The 19,867-nt window shown below is 73.3% G+C and carries 15 protein-coding genes; 9 read left to right on the plus strand and 6 right to left on the minus strand.

Going from position 1 to position 19,867, the window contains the following annotated elements; translation table 11 throughout:
* Nucleotides 1-347 precede the first annotated feature (347 nt).
* Nucleotides 348-1,976, minus strand: a complete 1,629-nt coding sequence (locus tag ACIQVT_RS14895) for an alkaline phosphatase D family protein (RefSeq protein ID WP_403752204.1) — start codon at nucleotides 1,974-1,976, stop codon at nucleotides 348-350.
* A 195-nt stretch (nucleotides 1,977-2,171) separates the two neighbouring features.
* Here ACIQVT_RS14895 and ppk2 point away from each other — a divergent pair, with 195 nt between their 5' ends.
* The 5 genes from ppk2 to ACIQVT_RS14920 all read left to right on the plus strand — a co-directional run bounded on the left by ppk2 (nucleotide 2,172) and on the right by ACIQVT_RS14920 (nucleotide 9,345).
* Nucleotides 2,172-3,167 (plus strand): polyphosphate kinase 2, encoded by a 996-nt coding sequence (gene ppk2 / locus ACIQVT_RS14900; protein ID WP_403752207.1) that lies wholly within the window; start codon nucleotides 2,172-2,174, stop codon nucleotides 3,165-3,167.
* Nucleotides 3,168-3,203: 36 nt separating this feature from the next.
* Nucleotides 3,204-4,166 (plus strand): YihY/virulence factor BrkB family protein, encoded by a 963-nt coding sequence (locus ACIQVT_RS14905; protein WP_403752210.1) that lies wholly within the window; start codon nucleotides 3,204-3,206, stop codon nucleotides 4,164-4,166.
* 137 nt (nucleotides 4,167-4,303) lie between these two features.
* Entirely contained in the window at nucleotides 4,304-7,432 is a 3,129-nt protein-coding gene (locus ACIQVT_RS14910) for a sacsin N-terminal ATP-binding-like domain-containing protein (protein WP_403752213.1), read from the plus strand.
* Nucleotides 7,433-7,559: 127 nt separating this feature from the next.
* On the plus strand, nucleotides 7,560-8,318 hold the full coding sequence (locus tag ACIQVT_RS14915; protein WP_403752216.1) for a calcium-binding protein: 759 nt from the start codon (nucleotides 7,560-7,562) through the stop codon (nucleotides 8,316-8,318).
* Between the two features lie 196 nt (nucleotides 8,319-8,514).
* Nucleotides 8,515-9,345, plus strand: a complete 831-nt coding sequence (locus ACIQVT_RS14920; protein WP_403752219.1) for a hypothetical protein — start codon at nucleotides 8,515-8,517, stop codon at nucleotides 9,343-9,345.
* Here ACIQVT_RS14920 and ACIQVT_RS14925 read toward each other — a convergent pair.
* Both ACIQVT_RS14925 and ACIQVT_RS14930 read right to left on the minus strand, forming a co-directional pair.
* Nucleotides 9,327-11,756, minus strand: coding sequence for an HAD-IC family P-type ATPase (locus tag ACIQVT_RS14925; RefSeq protein ID WP_403752222.1), 2,430 nt, complete (start codon nucleotides 11,754-11,756; stop codon nucleotides 9,327-9,329). The genes ACIQVT_RS14920 and ACIQVT_RS14925 overlap by 19 nt on opposite strands.
* Before the next feature lie 84 nt (nucleotides 11,757-11,840).
* On the minus strand, nucleotides 11,841-12,107 hold the full coding sequence (locus tag ACIQVT_RS14930; RefSeq protein ID WP_403752224.1) for a DUF2530 domain-containing protein: 267 nt from the start codon (nucleotides 12,105-12,107) through the stop codon (nucleotides 11,841-11,843).
* A 162-nt stretch (nucleotides 12,108-12,269) separates the two neighbouring features.
* Here ACIQVT_RS14930 and ACIQVT_RS14935 point away from each other — a divergent pair, with 162 nt between their 5' ends.
* Nucleotides 12,270-13,721 (plus strand): NCS2 family permease, encoded by a 1,452-nt coding sequence (locus tag ACIQVT_RS14935; protein ID WP_403752227.1) that lies wholly within the window; start codon nucleotides 12,270-12,272, stop codon nucleotides 13,719-13,721.
* Nucleotides 13,722-13,757: 36 nt separating this feature from the next.
* On the opposite strand, the gene ACIQVT_RS14940 is transcribed toward ACIQVT_RS14935, so the two are convergent.
* Nucleotides 13,758-13,940, minus strand: coding sequence for a ribbon-helix-helix protein, CopG family (locus ACIQVT_RS14940; RefSeq protein ID WP_403752230.1), 183 nt, complete (start codon nucleotides 13,938-13,940; stop codon nucleotides 13,758-13,760).
* Nucleotides 13,941-14,092: 152 nt separating this feature from the next.
* Between ACIQVT_RS14940 and ACIQVT_RS14945 the strand changes: the two genes are divergently transcribed.
* The 3 genes from ACIQVT_RS14945 to thpR all read left to right on the plus strand — a co-directional run bounded on the left by ACIQVT_RS14945 (nucleotide 14,093) and on the right by thpR (nucleotide 16,723).
* Entirely contained in the window at nucleotides 14,093-14,530 is a 438-nt protein-coding gene (locus ACIQVT_RS14945) for a MarR family winged helix-turn-helix transcriptional regulator (protein ID WP_403752232.1), read from the plus strand.
* Between the two features lie 27 nt (nucleotides 14,531-14,557).
* Nucleotides 14,558-15,904 carry an MFS transporter gene (locus ACIQVT_RS14950; protein ID WP_403752235.1) on the plus strand — a complete coding sequence of 449 codons (1,347 nt, stop codon included), beginning with the start codon at nucleotides 14,558-14,560 and terminating at the stop codon, nucleotides 15,902-15,904.
* Nucleotides 15,905-16,150: 246 nt separating this feature from the next.
* Nucleotides 16,151-16,723: an RNA 2',3'-cyclic phosphodiesterase gene (thpR, locus tag ACIQVT_RS14955; protein WP_403752238.1), complete on the plus strand. Its 573-nt coding sequence runs from the start codon at nucleotides 16,151-16,153 to the stop codon at nucleotides 16,721-16,723.
* Between the two features lie 1,358 nt (nucleotides 16,724-18,081).
* Here thpR and ACIQVT_RS14960 read toward each other — a convergent pair.
* Nucleotides 18,082-19,077 (minus strand): aldo/keto reductase, encoded by a 996-nt coding sequence (locus ACIQVT_RS14960; RefSeq protein WP_403752241.1) that lies wholly within the window; start codon nucleotides 19,075-19,077, stop codon nucleotides 18,082-18,084.
* Nucleotides 19,078-19,164: 87 nt separating this feature from the next.
* Nucleotides 19,165-19,848 carry a GDSL-type esterase/lipase family protein gene (locus tag ACIQVT_RS14965; RefSeq protein ID WP_403752244.1) on the minus strand — a complete coding sequence of 228 codons (684 nt, stop codon included), beginning with the start codon at nucleotides 19,846-19,848 and terminating at the stop codon, nucleotides 19,165-19,167.
* Nucleotides 19,849-19,867 lie beyond the last annotated feature (19 nt).

Consider the following 19,867-nt stretch of genomic DNA (forward strand, 5'->3'; position numbering starts at 1 on the left):
GGCGGCCCCGGATCGGGCCGCCGGTCTCCGTGTGTGTCGGCCACCTGGGTCGGGTGGGTGTCCTTGAGGGCGTACGGGTCTGCACCGCCGCGCGAGCGGGTTCGCGACCGGTACGGCCCCCCGCCCGTGCCGGCACCCGGCGCGGCGTACCGCCCCGGCTCGGGCGGCCGGTCTCCGGGTCCATGGCAGCCACCCGGGACGGGGAGTGTGCCGTCGCCGTCGGGTGCTCGTCCCGTGGGCCGGTCGCGGTCGGCTCCGCTACGGACGCCCAGGAGCCGACGTCGTGAACGCGGTTGCTCCGGTGCCCCCGGACGGGTTCCGTCCTCCGGTGTCCGGGTGGCGCCGAACTAGCCCCGGGCCAGAGTGGTTTCGTGGGCGGTGCGCAACTTCGCCTCCGGGGTGGTCAGTTCGAGGCGGAGGTGGGCGGTGCGGCCGCGCAGGGTCAGGGTCATGAGCTGGTTGCCGAACCACGGCCCGCCCTGCTTCCGCCAGACGACCGGAGGTCGCTCGCAGCGGCCGTGCCGGGCGAGGAGGCGGCCCAGCACGCGGGCCGGCGCGCTCCAGCCGAAGCGGAAGCCGACCCGCATCGACAGCGGCACCGAGTTGTGGACGGGCGAGCAGGTGAGCTGGAAGACGGGTATGCGGGGCCCGCCGGCCGGCCAGGCGGCCCGCGCGAGGTAGCCGTGGTGCACGTCCCCGGAGAGCACGCACACGCTCGCGGGGGCGTCCGGCGCGGTCCCCGCCTCGGCGATCAGCGCGGCGAGGGAGGCGAAGGAGCGGGGGAAGGCCGCCCAATGCTCCAGGTCGGCGCGGCGGCGCAGGTACTCGCCGAAGCGGGCCCAGCGCGCCCCTCGTTCCCCGGCGCACAGGGCGGCGTCCCAGTTCTCGGTGTCGTGCACGAGGTGCGGCAGCAGCCAGGGCAGGGAGGTGCCGATGAGCAGGTGGTCGTAGGACGCGGGGTCGGCCAGCACCTGTTCGCGCAGCCAGTCGGCCTCGGAGGGGGCGAGCATGGAGCGGCGGTCCTCCTCGAGGACGCGTGCCGCCCGGGAGTCCACCATGACCACCCGGACCCGGCCGAAGTCGCGTCGGTAGCTGAAGCGGACCGCGGCGGGGTCGGCGTCGGCCCGTACCGCGAGGTCGCGCAGCGCGCTCGTGCCGTCCGGGGTGGCGTGCACGGCGGCGTAGGCGGGGTCCTCGGCGAGTTCGGCGGGGGAGAGGTTGCCGAGGTGCTGGTGGACCCAGTAGGACATCAGGCCGCTGAGGAGCCGTTCCTGCCACCAGTCGGTGGCGCGCATGTCGGCGAGCCAGGCGGCGGAGGTGTTCCAGTCGTCCACGACGTCGTGGTCGTCGAAGATCATGAAGCTGGGCACGGTCGACAGCAGCCAGCGGATCTCCGGGTCGAGCCAGGACTCGTGGTAGAGGCGGCAGTACTCATCGTAGTTCGTGACCTGGCTGCCGGGCGCCTCGTCCAGGTCGCGGCGGCCGGCCAGCCAGCGCCGGGTGTCCTCGGAGGTCTCGTCCGCGTACACCTGGTCGCCCAGGAGCAACAGGACGTCGGGGCGCCGGGCGTCGGGGTCGGCCGCCAGCCGGGTGGCGAGGGTGTCGAGGGCGTCCGGGCCGACCGGGTCCGTGCCGTCGGCGGGGGGCGCGGCCCAGCGGCAGGAGCCGAAGGTGACCCGGACGGTGTCGCCGGCGCCGGGCGGCCGGATCACGGAGGGCGGGAAGGGCGAGTCGGGCAGCGGCCACACCGCGGCGTCGTCCAGGAACACCTCGTACGACGGCGAGCTGTCCGGCCGCAGCCCGGTGACCGTGACGAGCGCGTAGTGGTGCCCGGCGACCTGGAAGGTGGGGGCCGTGCCGCCCGCGCCGTCCGAGCAGCGCACCTCCACCGCGCAGGGCCGGCTCGTCTCGACCCAAACGGTCGCGCACGAGTCGTCGGTGTACCTCAGCACTGGTCCCAGACGCAGTTCCGGCACGCGAGGGGCCCTCCTGTCTCGCAGGTACGGATAGGAACGACCGTAGCGACCGTACAGGGCCCGGCCCGACGGTGGTCGTCCCCCCGGGAGCAGCTCGTGCGTCTGGGGGCGGTCTTCGCGGGCACGTGGGAGGAAGACCGCGGTGGGGCCCGGCGGGGTGGCCCCGGCGGTCGGCCGGACGGGAGAGGGCGGTCCATGGCCGAGCACGAGCAGGTGACGCAGGCGCGGGACACCCACGACACGGTGCGGGGGGACGACCTGCTGCGGGGGCTGGAGGTGGACGACCGCCAGCCGGAACGGCCCGTGCTCCTCGGGCCGGACGGCGGGCCGGTCGAGACCTGGCGGGAGAACCACCCCTACGACAGCAGGCTCGGCCGGCGCGAGTACGAGCGGACCAAGCGGATACTCCAGATAGAACTGCTCAAGCTCCAGCGCTGGGTGAAGGAGACGGGCCGGCGGATCGTCGTGGTCTGCGAGGGCCGGGACGCGGCGGGCAAGGGCGGCACCATCAAGCGGATGACCGAGCGGCTCAACCCGCGCGGGGCGCACGTGGTGGCGCTGGACAAGCCGACCGAGCGCGAGAGGGGGCAGTGGTACTTCCAGCGGTACGTGACGCACCTCCCGGCCCGCGGCGAGATCGTCTTCTTCGACCGGTCCTGGTACAACCGGGCCGGAGTGGAACGGGTCATGGGCTTCTGCACGGAAGCCGAGTACCGGCAGTTCCTCGCGCAGACCCCGATGTTCGAGCGGCTGCTCACCGACGACGGCATCCTCCTGGTGAAGCTCTGGTTCTCGGTGTCCCGCGCCGAGCAGCGCACCCGGTTCGCGATCCGCCAGGTCGACCCGGTGCGCCGCTGGAAGCTCTCCCCCACCGATCTCGCCTCCCTCGACCGCTGGGACGACTACACCGCGGCCAAGGTCGAGATGTTCCGGGCGACCGACACGGCCCACGCGCCCTGGACGGTCGTGAAGAACAACGACAAGCGGCGGGGCAGGCTGGAGGCGATGCGCAGTCTCCTCCACCGCTTCGACTACGCCGCCAAGGACCACACGGCGGTGGGCACCCCCGATCCGCTGATCGTCGGTGCGGCGGACACCCTGCTGGAGCCGGGCGAGGAACCCACGGCACTGTCGCCGACGCCGCTGGCCGGGCCCGGCGACGGCCCCGGGAACCATCCGGACCCGCGGTGACGGCCGGCCCCTTCCACACGTGAGGAGACGCAGACCATGGGGACGGTGGTCCACGTCCCGCAGACGCGGGACATGATCGGGGAGGAACTCTCCGGCGACGAGGCCCTCACCGCGCTGCGGCGCTACGGGGGCGTACGGCTGCTGCTCGACGCGTTCTCCCGGTTCCGCTACGCCGACGGGTTCACCAACGCCCGGGCCCTGGGCTTCCAGATCGTGCTGGGCATGGTGCCGCTGCTGATCGCGCTCGTCGGCCTCGCGACGGCCGCGCACACGGAGAGCGTGGGGCAGATCATCGAGCTGACCCTGCGCAGGATCGTCCCGGCCGGCGGTTCGGACGTCGTCCAGGACGCGCTGCGCGGCACCCGCCGCACCGCCGGTTCCGACACCCGGGGCAAGATCGCGCTCTGCCTCGGTCTGGCCTTCTCCGTCCTCAACCTCGCCTCGGCCATGGGCCAGGTCGAACGGGGTGCCAACCGCATCTACGGCATCGAACGCGATCGGCCCCTCCCCCGGAAGTACGCCAGGGCCGTCCTCCTCGCCTTCGCCGCCGGCGTGCCGATGGTCCTCGGCTTCCTCGTCCTCGTCGCGGGCGAGGCCGTCGGCACCGCGACGGCCGAGGCACTGGGCCGGCCCGCGCCCCCGGGGTGGTGGGGCGCCCTGGAGATACCCGTGGGCACGGCCCTCGCCTGCGTGGCGTCCGCCGTCATCCTGCGCTGGTCACCGCGGCGCGACCAGCCCGGGTACACCTGGCTGGCGTTCGGCTCCGCCGTCCACCTGGTGCTGTGGGTCGTCGCGACCTGGCTGCTGGCCCTCTACGTCTCCCGCAGCGGCTCCTTCGGCGCCGTGTACGGGCCCCTCACCGCGTTCGTCGCCCTGCTGCTGTGGGCCAACCTCACGGCCGTCGCGCTGTTCCTGGGCATCGCGTTCGCCGCCCAGCTGGAGGCCGCGCGCGCCGGTCTGGGCCGTGCCGTCAACCCGGACCCGGGCCCGGGCCCCTGACCCGCGGGGAGGACACCGCCGCGGGGCGTTCCCCCTGGCCACCGGCGGTGCCGCGGGGCCCCGCGGCCACCCCGCCCCTTCGTTCCCCCGCCCGCCCGCGCTGTACCTTCGTCCTCACGTCGACGAGGAGAGTGAACGTGAGCAAGTTCGTGCGGCCGGCGGCCGAGGGCGCCGACCCCTTCGGCACCGCCCGACTGCGCCGCGGCGTCCTCGACGCCTGGGCCACCAGCCCCGCCCGGTTCCGTGAGGACGCCAACGCCGAGGAGGATCTCGCCCTGGGCGGCTACCGCGACCGGCTCGTGGTGGAGCTGGCCCAGAACGCCGCCGACGCCGCCGCCCGCGCGGGCGTGCCCGGGCGGCTGCGTCTCACCCTCCGCGACGGCGTGCTGGTGGCCGCGAACACCGGCGCGGCCCTGGACGCGGGCGGCGTCGAGTCGCTGTCCACGCTGCGGGCCTCCGCCAAACGGGACGCCGGCGGCACGCACGGCGCCGTCGGCCGGTTCGGCGTCGGTTTCGCCGCCGTCCTCGCGGTGACGGACGAACCCGCGCTCGTCGGACGGCACGGCGGGGTGCGCTGGTCCCTCGCCGAGGCGCGGGAACTGGCCGCCGCCACCGCCCGGCACAGCCCCGGCCTCGGCGACGAGGTGCGGCGCCGCGACGGGCACGTCCCCCTGCTGCGGCTGCCGTTCGCCGCCGAGGGCACGGCCCCGGACCCGTACGACACCGCCGTCATCCTGCCGCTGCGGGACGCCGCCGCGGCCGGTCTCGCCGAACGGCTCCTCGACGCCGTCGACGACGCGCTGCTCCTCGCCCTGCCGGGGCTGGCCGAGGTCGTCGTCGAGGTCGAGGGCGCCCCGGCCCGCACCCTGCGCCGGCGCACCGACGGCGACCTCACCGTCGTCGAGGACTCCCGGCGGGGCACCACGACGTGGCGGACCGCGACCGCGCACGGCCCGCTCACCCCCGACCTGCTCGCCGACCGGCCCGTGGAGGAGCGGCTGCGGCCCCACTGGTCGGTGACCTGGGCGGTACCCGCCGACGAGCAGGGGCGGCCGGTGCCGCCCCGCACGAGCCCCGTCCTGCACGCGCCCACCCCCAGCGACGAGCCCCTCGGCGTGCCCGCCCTGCTCATCGCCTCCTTCCCGCTCGACACCACCCGCCGGCACGCGGCCCCCGGCCCCCTCACCGACTTCCTGGTGGAGCGCGCGGCCGACACCTACGCCGAACTCCTCGCCGGATGGCGGCCGGTGACGGACGCGGTCATCGGCCTGGTGCCCGGGCCGCTGGGCCGGGGCGAACTGGACGGGGCGCTGCGCCAGGCGGTCCTGGAACGGCTGCCGCGCACCGCCTTCCTGCCGCCCGCCGTCGCACCGGACGGCGACGACGAACTGCCCGAGGCGCTGCGGCCCCGGGACGCGGAGGTCGTGGAGGGCGCCGGGGCCGGCACCGTACGCGTCCTCGCCGAGGTGCTGCCCACCCTGCTGCCCGCCGGGCTGGAGCGCCGCGCCGAGCTGCGCACCCTCGGCGTCGCCCGGCTGCCGCTCGCCGACGCCGTCGACCGGCTCGCCGGGCTGGAGAAGGACCCCGACTGGTGGTGGCGGCTCTACGACAGCCTCGCCGGCGTCGACCCCGACCGGCTGACCGGCCTGCCCGTGCCCCTCGCGGACGGCCGTACCGCCGTCGGACCCCGGCAGGTGCTCCTGCCCACCCCCGACGCCGCCCCCGTCGACCCGGACGTCCTCGGCCGGCTCGGGCTGAAGGTCGCCCACGAGGACGCCACGCACCCGCTGCTGGAGAAGCTGGGCGCGCTGCCCGCGTCGCCGCGCGCGGTGCTGACCACCCCGCAGGTACGGGCCGCCGTCGCCGGCTCCCTGGACGACGGCGGCGGCATCGGCTGGGAGGAGGACGCGCCGGACGCCGAGGAACTGGCCGAGACCGTCCTCGCCCTGGTCCGCGACGCCGGTCTCGAACCGGGCGACGAACCCTGGCTGGGCGCCCTCGCGCTGCCCGACGAGGACGGCGAACTCGCGCCCGCCGGTGAACTCGTGCTGCCCGGCAGCCCGTTCGCCCGGGTGATCCGGGAGGGCGAACTGGCCGCCGTGGACGCCGGCCTCGCCGAACGGTGGGGGGAGGGGCCGCTCGCCGCCTGCGGGGTGCTCGCCGACTTCGCGCTCGTCCGCGCCACCGACGTCGTCCTCGACCCCGACGAACTCGAGCCCCGCGAGGGCGACTACGCCGAACCCGACGACGCCGGCCTGCTGGACGCCGTCGACGTGTGGTGCGAGGACATCCTCGACCGGTTCCCGGACAGCCCGGTGCCGCCGGTCGCCACCGAACTGCTCGCCGTCCGCGACCTGGACCTGGTGGACGACGCCCACTGGCCCGAGGCGCTGGCCCTGCTGGCCCGGCCGCCGCTGCGGGACGCCCTGACCCAGCCGGTCCGCGTCCTGCTGCCCGACGGCACCCACGAGGCCGTGCGGCCGTACACCGCCTGGTGGCTGCGCGGACACCCGGTCCTGGACGGACGGCGCCCGGCCGGTCTCCTCGCCGCCGGCGGGGACCCGCTGCTGCACGGCCTGTACGACGAGGCCGACGCCACCGGGTTCGGGGACGAGCAGGTGCTGCGGGCGCTCGGCGTGCGCACCTCCGTCGGTGCGCTGCTGGACGAGCCCGGCGGCGCCGCGGAACTCCTGGACCGGCTCGGCGACCCGGACCGCCCGGTCACGGCCGCCCAACTGCACGGCCTGTACGGCGCCCTGGCCGAGCTGGACCCCGAGCGGGTGACGCTGCCGGACGAGCTGCGGGCCGTGGTCGACGGTCGGGTGGAGGTCGTGGACGCCGGCGCGGCCGTCGTGGTCGACTCCCCGGACCTGCTGCCGTTCACCTCCGGGGTGCCGCTGCTGCCGGTGCGGCCCGCGCGCGCCGCCGAGCTGGCCGAGCTGCTCCAGGTGCGGCGCCTGAGCGAGTCCGTCACCGGCGAGGTGCACTCGGAGGGCACCGAGCACGAGGTGCCCCGCCCGGTGCGGGTGCTGCTCGGGCCGCGCACGCCGGGCACGTACGTCGAGCACGGCGAACTCGTGGTCGACGGCGTCGGGATCGACTGGCGGCTCACCGACGACGGGGTGCTGCACGCGGCCACCCTGGAGGGCGTCGCCGCGGGCCTGGCGTGGGCGGCGGGGCAGTGGCCGCGGCGGTTCGAGGTGGCCGCGCTGCTGGAGGACCCGTCACGGACGGAGGAACTGGCGCGGGACCGCTGGTTCGACTGACCGCGGGCCAGCTCCCCAGCGCGCGGATCCCTACGAAAATCCGATCAGTAGTACAACCTTTCACCATGTCCCCACGTCACATGTGCGGAGTCACCTGACTCTCCGTATCTGATCGTGGGGACAACACATGCGTATCCGAGCCTCTGTCGCCGTCGTGAGCGGTGCTCTGGCCCTGTCCGCCCTCGCCGTGCCGGCCGCCCAGGCCGACAGCAGCCAGGGCGACACCAAGATCACCAAGGTGGTCGTGGACGGCGACAACAAGGTGTCGGTCGGCACCTCCAACGCCGTCACGGTCAAGGTCAGCGTGACCGCCACGGACGCCTCGGGCATCAAGGGCGCCGACGAGTTCGACCTCTACGGCCCCGACAACGGGTACGCGACGACGGCCAAGCCCACCTGCGCCAAGGTGAACAGCACCACCGCCACCTGCACCGCCTCGGTGACGATCGACCCGAAGACGGACTACCTCACGAACAAGAGCGCCGGCACCTGGTACGTGGACGCCTGGATCGACGCCAAGGACGACGACTACATCTGGAAGGAGAAGGCCGGCTCCTTCTCCTTCCAGCGCGCCGCCAAGCTCACCGTCAACGCGGCCCCGGAACCGGTGAAGAAGGGCAAGACCCTCACCGTGACGGGCGCCCTGACCCGCGCCGACTGGGAGTCGCTCAAGTACGGCGGCTACGGCTCGCAGGCCGTCAAGCTCCAGTACCGCAAGAGCGGCTCCAGCACCTACACCACGCTGAAGACGGTCGCCGCCGACTCCAAGGGCAACCTGAGGACGACGACCACCGCCTCGGCCGACGGCTACTACCGCTACTCCTTCGCGGGCAGCTCGACCACCGCCGCGGTCAGCGCCGCCGGCGACTTCGTCGACGTGCAGTAGCCGGCGGGCGTCCGCCTCCGGGGACGCGCACCACCCCGGAGGCGGAACGCTCCCTCTCAGTTGTGCCATGCGCAGCTAATGCCTGCGTAAAAACCGGCCGGAAACCGCCGTCGCCGTACAACCCGCGGGCCGTCCCGCGGATCTGATCGCGTGGGTCAACCGACCCACGATCACTTCTCCCTCCAGGGGAACGCACATGCGCATACGTGCCACCGTGGCCGCCGTCTCCGGCGCCCTGGCCCTCTCCGCCCTCGCAGTCCCGGCCGCCCACGCCACCGGGGACTCGGGCACGCCGTACACCCTCAACGTCGGCTTCTCGAACGTCTCCCTCGCCAAGGCGATCAAGGTCGGCACCACCAGCAAGGTCAGCGCCTCCTACTCGTTCACGCTGACGCACGGCTCCGACGTGGACATCACGGCGGACGACTTCGAGACCGACGCCTTCCTCTACAAGGGGACCTACTCCGACACCAGCCCGGAGCTGTACGGGGACGGCCCGGCCACCTGCACCGCCACCTCGTCGACGACGGCCACCTGCAAGGGCACCGTCGACATCCACCCCGCCGACGGCGACCTGACGAACGCGTCGGCCGGTTCCTGGAACATCGCCGCCGAGGCCATCGCCTTCAACGGCCAGAACCCGGACGACCCGGACCTGAGCAAGGTCGGCTACAAGGACCAGAGCGGCCTCGGCACCACCCTGGTGCAGCGCTACTCCAAGCTCACGGTCGACGCCGGCCCCGAGCCGGTCGGCAAGGGCAAGACCCTCACGGTGACGGGCAAGCTCTCCCGGGCCAACTGGGAGGACAACCAGTACCACGGTTACACGAACCAGCCGGTCAAGCTCCAGTTCCGCAAGGCGGGTTCGACGACCTACACCACCCTCAAGACGGTGTACAGCGACTCGTACGGCAACCTGAAGACCACCACCACCGCGAACTACGACGGCTACTGGCGTTTCAGCTTCGCGGGCACCTCGACCACTCCGGCCGTCAGCGCCACGGGTGACTACGTCGACGTGCGGTAGCGGCTCCGGTCCGGGAAGCGGCGGCCGACCCAGCGCCACACGTACTCCAGGGCGGCCGCCGCCGCCACCGCCACCCCGACCGCCGTCCACGGCAGCGTGACGCCGACCAGCTTCAGCGCGAAGAAGTCCTGAAGGGCGGGGACCGTGAGGACCAGCAGGAACGCCGCGACCATCGCCGCCACCAGGGCCACCCGCCACCAGGTGTAGGGGCGGGCGATGAGCGCCAGCACCCACAGCGAGGTCAGGAACAGGGTCAGGGTGGCCGCGCTGGTCTCTGCCTCCAGGGCGCCCGGGCCGCTGTAGTGGTGGCGGGCGAGCAGGTACGTCAGGAAGGTCGCCGCGCCGGCCACCACGCCCGCGGGGACCGCGTACCGCATCACCCGGCGCACGAAGTGCGGCCGTGCCCGTTCCGTGTTGGGTGCCAGGGCCAGGAAGAAGGCCGGCACACCGATGGTGAGCGTGGACAGCAGGGTCAGGTGCCGGGGCAGGAAGGGGTACTCCACTCGCGCGCACACCACCAGCACCGCCAGCAGCACCGAGTACACGGTCTTGACCAGGAACAGCGTCGCCACGCGGGTGATGTTGCCGATCACCCGGCGGCCCTCGGCGACCACCGAGGGCAGGCTCGCGAAGCTGTTGTCCAGCAGCACGATCTGCGCCACCGCCCGGGTGGCCTCCGACCCGGAGCCCATGGCGACCCCGATGTCGGCGTCCTTCAGCGCCAGGACGTCGTTGACGCCGTCCCCGGTCATCGCGACCGTGTGCCCGCGCGACTGGAGCGCGCCGACCATGTCCCGTTTCCGCCGCGGGCCGACCCGCCCGAAGACGGTGCCCGACTCCAGGGCCCGGGCCAGCGCCGGCCGGTCGTCGGGGAGTTCCCGCGCGTCCACCGCCGTACCCTCCAGACCCAGTTTCGCGGCGACCGCGCCGACGGAGACGGCGTTGTCCCCGGAGACGACCTTGGCGCGCACGCCCTGCTCGGCGAAGTAGCGCAGGGTGCCGGCCGCGTCGGGGCGCAGCCGCTGTTCCAGTACGACGAGCGCGGTGGGTCGGGCGTCCCGGGCCGGCTCGGCGTCGTCCAGGTCGCGGCCCGCCCGGGCCAGCAGCAGCACCCGCAGCCCCTGCTCGTTCAGCCGCCCCGTCTCGGCGAGGGCCGGGGCGTCGGGGTCGAGCAGGACGTCGGGGGCGCCCAGCAGCCAGGTGCTGATCTCGCCGTCGCCCTCGCTGAACGCGGCCCCGCTGTACTTGCGGGCCGAGGAGAAGGGGAGCGACTCCACGCACCGCCAGTCCTCGTTTTCGGGGCAGGCGTCGATGACCGCCCGCATGGAGGCGTTGGGGCGGGGGTCGGACTCGCCGAACGCGCCGAGCACCTTGCGTACGTACGTCTCGTCGGCGCCGTCCAGCGGCCGTACCCCGGTGACGTTCATGCCGCCCTCGGTGAGCGTGCCGGTCTTGTCCAGGCAGACGGTGTCGACGCGGGCCAGCCCCTCGATGGCCGGCAGTTCCTGCACCAGGCATTGTCTGCGGCCCAGCCGGACGACGCCGATCGCGAACGCCACGGAGGTGAGGAGCACCAGCCCCTCCGGGACCATCGGCACGATTCCGCCGACCGTGCGGGCGACGGCGTCGGCGAGGTCGTCGCTCTTGACGACGAGCTGGGTGACGACGAGCCCGGCGGCCGCCGGGACCATCATCCAGGTGACGTACCCGAGGATGGTGGAGATGCCGGTGCGCAGCTCGGAGTGGACGAGCGTGAACCGGGAGGCCTCCTCGGCGAGCTGGGCGGCGTAGGCCTCGCGGCCGACCCGCGTCGCGGTGAAGGCGCCGCCGCCGGCGACGGCGAAACTGCCGGACATGATCCGGTCACCGGGTCGCTTGGCGACCGGGTCGGCCTCGCCGGTGAGCAGCGACTCGTCGATCTCCAGCCCGTCGGCCTCCGCGCACACCCCGTCGACCACGACCCGGTCGCCGGCGCCGATCTCCACGAGGTCGTCCAGGACGATCGCGTCGGTGGCCACCTCGGTGGCGGCCCCGTCCCGCCGTACCGTCGGCCGGGCCTCGCCGATCACCGCCAGCGAGTCCAGGGTCTGCTTCGCCCGCCACTCCTGGACGATGCCGATTCCGGTGTTGGCGACGATCACGAAGCCGAAGAGACTGTCCTGGACGGGCGCGACACACAGCATGACCAGCCACAGGACGCCGATGATCGCGTTGAACCGGGTGAGGACGTTCGCCCGGACGATCTCCCCGAGCGACCGGCTGCCCCGCACCGGCACGTCGTTGACCTGTCCCCGGGCGACGCGTTCCGCGACCTCGGCCCCGGTCAGCCCGCCGGGCCGGAGCGCGGGCGGGGCCACGGGGTGGGCGGAACGGGCGGGTTCGGTACCCGCACCCGCGTCCATGGGGGGCATGTTCCCGACGGTACGTGCGGTCGGGTCCGGTCGCCCGCCGGGACCGGCCGCGACGGCGCGGCCACTGCCGCGTCGGGGCGGTGGTCACTCGGCGGGTGCCGCGCGCGCTCCGGCGGCGCGCCTGAGCGCCGCGTCCCGCCCGCGCACGTACCAGACACCGATCAGACCCAGGCCGCCGCCCGCCAGGCACGTCCACAGCCACCACAGGTGCCCGTGGTCCTCGAACCAGCCGTAGAAGGGCAGCTGGACGAGGAAGAGCACGAACCACACGATCGTGCCGCCGGTGATGGTGGCGACCACGGGCCCCTCCAGGGGCTCCGGCGCGTCGTGCTGGGGGGTCCACTTGGCCATGGGGACAGCTTACGAGGCGGCGCGGACGCGATCTGTTCTACGCGCGGAGATAGCGATCTTCTCTCTCATACCTTCATACTGAAACCGTTTGTCTCTGACCACTTCCGCTCGTATGAAACTCCAACTGGGCTCGGGGGAACCCCGCTGGTGATGAGGATGCGCATGTCCACCTCGGCCCCCGCCAAGGTCCCCACCCCCGAGAAGCCGGGCGGTGGGTCCGGTTCCGGCCCCCTCGACCGCTACTTCCGCATCTCCGAGCGCGGCAGCTCCGTCGCCCGGGAGATCCGCGGTGGCCTCGCCACCTTCTTCGCGATGGCGTACATCATCGTGCTGAACCCGATCATCCTCGGCAGCGCGAAGGACATGTACGGACACCATCTGGACAACGGCCAGCTGGTGACCGCCACCGCGCTGACGGCCGCTTTCACCACGCTGCTGATGGGCGTCATCGGCAACGTGCCGATCGCGCTCGCCGCCGGCCTCGGCGTGAACTCCGTCGTCGCGCTCCAGCTCGCGCCCCGGATGTCCTGGCCGGACGCCATGGGCATGGTCGTGCTGGCCGGTTTCGTGGTCATGCTGCTGGTCGCGACCGGACTGCGCGAGCGGGTGATGAACGCCGTCCCGTTCGGCCTGCGCAAGGCCATCGCGATCGGCATCGGCCTGTTCATCATGCTGATCGGCCTGGTGGACTCCGGGTTCGTCACCCGGATGCCGGACGCCGCCCAGACCACCGTCCCGCTCCAGCTGGGCACCGGCGGCCACCTCACCGGCTGGCCGGTGCTGATCTTCATCCTGGGCGTGCTGCTCACCTTCGCGCTGATCGTCCGCAAGGTGCCGGGCGCCATCCTCATCTCCATCGTCGGCATGACCGTCCTGGCGGTCGTGATCAACGCGGTCGCCACCGTCCCGGCCTGGGGCCTGACCGTCCCGAAGTGGCCCGGCAACCCGGTCTCCACGCCCGACTTCGGTCTGGTCGGGCACGTCAGCCTGTTCGGCGGGTTCTCCAAGGTCGGCGTGCTGACCGGCATCCTCTTCGTCTTCACGGTCCTGCTGTCGTGCTTCTTCGACGCGATGGGCACGATCATGGGCATCGGCGACGAGGCCAAGCTGACCGACGCCCAGGGCTACATGCCCGGCATCAACAAGGTGCTCTTCGTGGACGGCCTCGCGGTCGCCGCCGGCGGTGCCAGCTCCTCCTCGGCCACCACCGCCTTCGTGGAGTCCACGGCCGGCGTCGGCGAGGGCGCCCGCACGGGCCTGGCGAACGTCGTCACGGGCGGTCTGTTCGCGGTGGCGCTGTTCCTCACCCCGATCGCCACGATGGTGCCGTCCCAGGCGGCCACCCCGGCGCTGGTCGCGGTCGGCTTCCTGATCCTGTCGAACTCCATCAAGGAGATCGACTGGGCCGACTACACGATCGCCGTCCCGGCCTTCGTGACCATGCTGATGATGCCGTTCACGTACTCGATCACGAACGGCATCGGCATGGGTTTCATCACCTTCACGGTGCTGCGGCTGGCCGCCGGGCGGGCCCGGGAGATCCCGGTGGCGATGTACGTCGTCTCGGCCGTCTTCACCTTCTACTACCTGATGCCGGCCCTGGGCCTGACCTGAGCCGGCGCCCGCACGCCCACGTGATCCGCACCCGCCTCACGTGACCCCGTAGAACCTCTCCGTCTCCTCGACGGCGGTCCGGAACCGCTCGTCGAAGTCACCGCGAATGAGCGTCCGGACGACATAGTCCTGGACGCTCATTCCTCTTTTCGCCGCGTGCTGCCGGAGCCGCTCGAGCAGCTCCCCGTCCATCCGCAGGCTGAGCACACTGGTCCCCATGCGGACGAGGGTCGCCACATCCGGCCGGGTGGCGTGCGGTTTTCCGCGACCGACTCACCCGTTCGGGTGATTGTGGGCGTAGTGGCGGGAGTCACGGGCGACGCGGCCGCCTCAAGTGGTCTTTAGAAAGAGTAATGAGTTACGCTAAAGACATGCCGGACCTCACCCATGGCGACGACTCGGCCGCCGTGAACTCCCTCCGCTCAGCCGTGATGCGCCTGTCCCGTCGCCTCAAGCACCAGCGGGTCGACGAGTCGCTGAGCCCCACCGAGATGTCGGTGCTCGGCACCCTCGCCCGCTGCGGCTCGGCCACCCCGGGCGAGCTGGCCCGCAAGGAACACGTCCAGCCGCCGTCGATGACCCGCATCGTCGCGCTGCTGGAGGGCAAGGGGCTCGTCCGGCTGGAGCCGCACCCCGAGGACCGGCGCCAGAAGGTCGTCACCCAGACCGAGCAGGCCGAGGCCATGCTCGAGGAGAGCCGCCGCAAGCGCAACGCGTTCCTGGCGGGCCTGGTCGAGGGACTCGACGAGGACGAGTGGGCCGCCCTGCGTGTGGCCGCCCCCGTACTGGAGAAGCTCGCACATCTGTAAGCAAGCCACCGGAGGAGGCGAACACCTTTGAGTACGGGATCCGGAACACCTTCCGCCCCCGCACCGACCGCCACTACTGCCCCAGCCCGCCGCGCGACGTCGATGTTCAGCTCCCTGAGGATCCGGAACTACCGGCTCTTCTTCATGGGTCAGGTCGTCTCCAACACGGGCACCTGGATGCAGCGCATCGCGCAGGACTGGCTGGTCCTCTCGCTCACCGGCTCCTCCGCGGCCGTCGGTATCACCACCGCCCTCCAGTTCCTGCCGATGCTGCTGTTCGGCCTCTACGGCGGCGTCCTCGTGGACCGCCTGCCCAAGCGGCCGACCCTGCTGTCCACCCAGTCCGCGATGGCTGTCACCGGTCTCGCGCTGGCCGCGCTGACCCTCTCCGGGCACGTCCAGGTCTGGCACGTCTACGTCGCCGCCTTCGCCGTCGGCCTCGCCACCGTGCTCGACAACCCGGCCCGCCAGTCCTTCGTCTCCGAGATGGTCGGCCCGGACCAGCTCCAGAACGCGGTCAGCCTGAACTCCGCGAACTTCCAGTCCGCCCGGCTCGTCGGCCCCGCCGTCGCCGGCCTGATGATCACCGGCGTGGGCACCGGCTGGGCGTTCCTCGCCAACGGCCTGTCCTTCGCCGCGCCCCTCGCCGGCCTGCTGCTGATGCGGGCCCGCGAACTGCACGTGGTCCAGCGCGCGCCGCGCGGCAAGGGGCAGCTGCGGGAGGGCCTCGACTACGTCGCCAAGCGGCCCGAGCTCGTCTGGCCGATCGTCCTGGTCGGCTTCATCGGCACCTTCGGCTTCAACTTCCCCGTGTGGCTGTCGGCCTACGCGGACGACGTCTTCCACGCCGGTGCCGGCGCCTACAGCCTCTTCAACACCCTGATGGCCGTCGGCTCCCTCGTCGGCGCCCTGCTGGCCGCCCGGCGCGGCACGGCCCGGCTGCGCGTCCTCATCGCCGCCGCGCTGGCCTTCGGCACGCTGGAGACGGTGGCCTCGGTCGCCACCACGTACTGGCTGTTCGCGCTGCTCATGATCCCCATCGGCGTCTGCGGCCTGACGGTGAACGTCACCGCCAACACGGCCGTCCAGATGGCCACCGACCCGGCCATGCGCGGCCGGGTGATGGCCCTGTTCATGATGGTCTTCATGGGCGGTACGCCGCTCGGCGCGCCGGTCGTCGGCTGGATCACCGACACCTACGGCGCGCGGATCGGCTTCGCGGCCGGCGGTGTGGTGTCGGCCGTCGCGGCCGGTGCCGTCGGACTGGTCCTGGCCCGCGTCGGCGGCCTGCGCCTGTCGGTGGGCTGGCACCACGGCCACCCGCGGGTCCGCTTCGTGCCCCGCGAGCCGGAACGGCTGGCCACGGCGGCGTGAGCGGGCGGGCGCCCGCCTGGGGGTCCACAGCACCCTCCGGGCCGGCGCCGCCTGCCCCATGGCCACGGCCCGGGGTCTCCCGACCGGGGCTCGGTGCCCCACTGCCGGGTGCGGCCCTGTGAGACCGGCCACTCCACGGAGCTGTCCGGCATGCCCAGGATCAGGGGTACGGCGTCGGGTCCGCGCTTCGCGGATCGTGCTCGGCATCGCGTCGTCCCGCCTGCCGGAATGCGGGATCGTGAAGGCATGAGACTCTTCGCCGCCGTACTGCCCCCAGCGGACGTCATCGACGAACTCGCCGCCGAGGCCGCGCGGTTGCATGAACTTCCGGGTGCCGACGGGCTGCGCTGGACCCCCCGCCCCGGCTGGCACCTCACCCTCGCCTTCTACGGCGAGGTCACCGACGACCTCGTACCCGCCCTGTCGGAGCGGCTGGCCCGCGCCGCCGGCCGTACGGCACCGTTCGCCCTGCGCCTCGCGGGCGGCGGCCAGTTCGGGCACGGGCGCGCGCTGTGGGCGGGCGTCCGGGGGGACGTGGAGGCGCTGCGGCTGCTGGCCGGACGGGCGGAGGCGGCGGCCCGCAAGGCCGGGGTGTCGATGGGGGAACACCGGCGCTACCAGGGCCATCTCACCCTGGCCCGCAGCCGGGAGGCGGTGGACGTACGGCCCTTCGTCACCGCGCTGACGCAGTACGCCGGACCCGCCTGGACGGTCGCGGACCTCGCCCTCGTCCGCAGCCACCTGCCGAGGTCCGGCGTGCCCGGCGAACAGCCCCGCTACGAGGCGGTCGCCCGCTGGGCACTCGGCGCGGGCGGTTAGGCTCGACGGCGTGGACCCGAAGACACGAAACCGGATCATGGCCGGTGTACTGGTGCTGATGTTCGTGGTGGTGGCCTTGGCAGCAGCCGTGAGGTAACACCCCGCGCGCCGCCACCCCGCCTGTCCGCGACCCCGTGTACCTTCCCGCGACGTCCCCGGCGCCCGAGACCGCCAGGGGGCGTGACCGCAGGGACATCAGGCACCCCCCCGCACCCGGCGCCCACGTGAACCCGCCCCTGACCGAGGCAGCCCGTACCGGCCGGAAGCACCCCGCGCCGTCGGTCGTCCCCCGGGCCGCCGGTGCATCGGGCACCGTAGGGCAGCTGCGAACGTCGACCGCCGGGACATCACGCGCCCCTGGGCACTCCGTGCCGCCGGGAGCACCCAGCACCCCCCGGGGCACCACCGCCCGCGTGGGGCACCCCCGCCGTCAGGCGTCCCCCGCCCTCGGGGCATCGCACCCCGCCGGGTGGCTACGAATGTCGACCGCCGGGTCAAGACGCACCCCTGAGCCCCTCGCGCCCACGTGAGCCCGCCCCTGACCGGGGCACCGCGTGCCGCCATGAGCACCCCGCATCCTCCCGGGGGTCCCCCCACCCGCCCGGGGGTGCCCCGCGCCGTCGGGCTTGCCCCTGCCGCCGGGGCATCTGGCACCGCCGGGCGGGTGCGTCCGCCGGGGCATCGCGCGTCGTGTGTCCCACGCGAACGCGCCCCTGACCGGGCCGGCCGGCGCCCCGCGCCGTCGGTCGTCCCCCGGATCGCCGGGGCATCACGCACCGCCGGGCGGTTGCGAACGTCGACCGCCGGGTCATCACGCACCCTGAGCCCCTCGCGCCCACGTGAGCCCGCCCCTGACCGGGGCACCGCGTACCGGCCGGGGCACCCCGCGCCGTCGGTGGTCCCCCGGACCGCCGGGGCATCTGGCACCGCCGGGCGGGTGCGTCCGCCGGGGCATCGCGCGTCGTGTGTCCCACGCGAACGCGCCGCCCCAGCCGGGCACCGTGCCCGCGTGGACCCACCCCCTTGACCGGGGGCACCGCACGCCTGTCGAGGGGACCCGCGCCGGCCGGAGACGCCGCGTGCCCTTTGGGGCAACCCGATATACCCGGCCGGGGCGCCCCGGCACGGGTGCCGGGGGACCCCTGCCGCCGGGTGGCCTGCGCCCGCCTGAGCAGCACTGCCAGGCCGCGCGCTTCACCGGACACCCCGGGTGGCAGGAGGCATGCCGCGCCTGTCGGGCCACTCGACCTCGTCAGGAGCACCCCGTACCTTCCCGGGATGCCCCCGCCCCCTCCCGGCGAGGAGACGTGACCGCCAGTGGGGATCGTGACCGCCGGAAGGCGAGAGGCGGGGGTGGGTCACCAGGCGAAGGCCTCCGGGGACGGGCCCGGGCCCGGGAAGATCTCGTCCAGGCCGGAGAGCACGTCCTCGTTCAGCTCCAGCTCCACCGCCCTGAGCGCCGACGCCAGCTGTTCGGCCGTGCGCGGGCCGACGATGGGCCCGGTCACGCCGGGACGGGTCAGCAGCCAGGCCAGGGCGACCTCGCCCGGCTCCAGGCCGTGCTTGTCGAGCAGGTCCTCGTACGCCTGGATCCGCGCGCGGGCGGCCGGGTCGCCGAGGGTGTCCGAGGCCCGGCCGGAGCCCCGGCGGCCGCCCTGGACCTCCTTCTTGAGGACCCCGCCGAGCAGACCGCCGTGCAGCGGCGACCAGGGGATGACCCCGAGGCCGTAGTCCTGCGCGGCCGGGATGACCTCCATCTCGGCCCGGCGCTCGTACAGGTTGTACAGGCACTGTTCGCTGACCAGGCCGATGGTGCCGCCGCGGCGGGCGGCGGTCTCGTTGGCCTGCGCGATCTTGTAGCCGGGGAAGTTGGAGGAACCGGCGTAGAGGATCTTGCCCTGCTGGACGAGGACGTCGATCGCCTGCCAGATCTCCTCGAACGGGGTGTTCCGGTCGATGTGGTGGAACTGGTACAGGTCGATGTGGTCCGTCCGCAGCCGCTTCAGGCTGGCGTCCACCGCGCGCCGGATGTTCAGCGCGGAGAGCTTGTCCTGGTTGGGCCACACGGACCCGCCGTCCTGCCCCATGTTGCCGTACACCTTGGTGGCGATGACGACCTTGTCGCGCCGGTCACCGCCCTTGGCGAACCAGTTCCCGATGATGGACTCGGTCCGGCCCTTGTTCTCGCCCCACCCGTAGACGTTCGCGGTGTCGAAGAAGTTGATGCCCGCGTCCAGCGCCGCGTCCATGATCGCGTGACTGTCGGCTTCGTCCGTCTGCGGCCCGAAGTTCATCGTCCCGAGGACGAGCCGGCTGACCTTGAGTCCCGTGCGTCCGAGCTGTGTGTACTTCATGGTCCACCAGCCAACGACCTGGAGTGCACTCCAGGCAAGGCCCCGAGCCGGTGACGCCGCAAGCCGGTCGGCCGGTCGGCGGGTCGGTCAGCCGGTTGCGGCCGCGTACGGCTGCCCGACGCCCCACGCCTCCCACATCGCCCCCGCGAACGCCGCCGCGATCCGGTGCTCGCCGCGCGCGTTGGGGTGCGTGCCGTCGTACGTGTCGCTGTGGATGTCGTAAGCCTCCGGCGGCGAGGCCAGCAGCAGGGGCGAGCGGGGCTCGTCCAGGTCGGCCACGGCCTTGGCGAGCAGCACGTTGAAGCGCTCCACCTGCTCGGCGAAGGGCGGGTCGGACGCGGCCCGGACGTTCGGGATCACCGGCAGCAGCACCATGCGGACGCGCGGACCGGCCTCGCGGGCCGCGGCGACGAACGCCCGTACGTTGACGGCCGTCTGCTCGGCGTTGGTGTAGAAGCCGAGGTCGATCAGGCCGAGGGAGACGAGCAGGACGTCGGGGCGGTGGGCGCGCACGGCGTCACCGATCAGCGGGACCATGTGCAGCCAGCCCTCGCCCCAGCCCGCCAGGTGGGCGCGCGGGAAGGCGGGCTCGGCGTACGCGAGGGACGTGGGGGCGTCGGCCTCCTTGTCGTACAGCGTCTCGCGCGGACCGACGAAGGTGAACGGGCCGCCGTACGACCTGCACAGGTGCTGCCACAGCCGGTGACGCCACGTGTGTTCGCCCGCGCTCCCTATCGTCATGGAGTCGCCCACGGGCATGAACCTAAGCATCCGGTCATGATGGACGATC

The sequence above is a fragment of the Streptomyces sp. NPDC100445 genome, assembly GCF_044759735.1.
Lineage (GTDB): Bacteria > Actinomycetota > Actinomycetes > Streptomycetales > Streptomycetaceae > Streptomyces.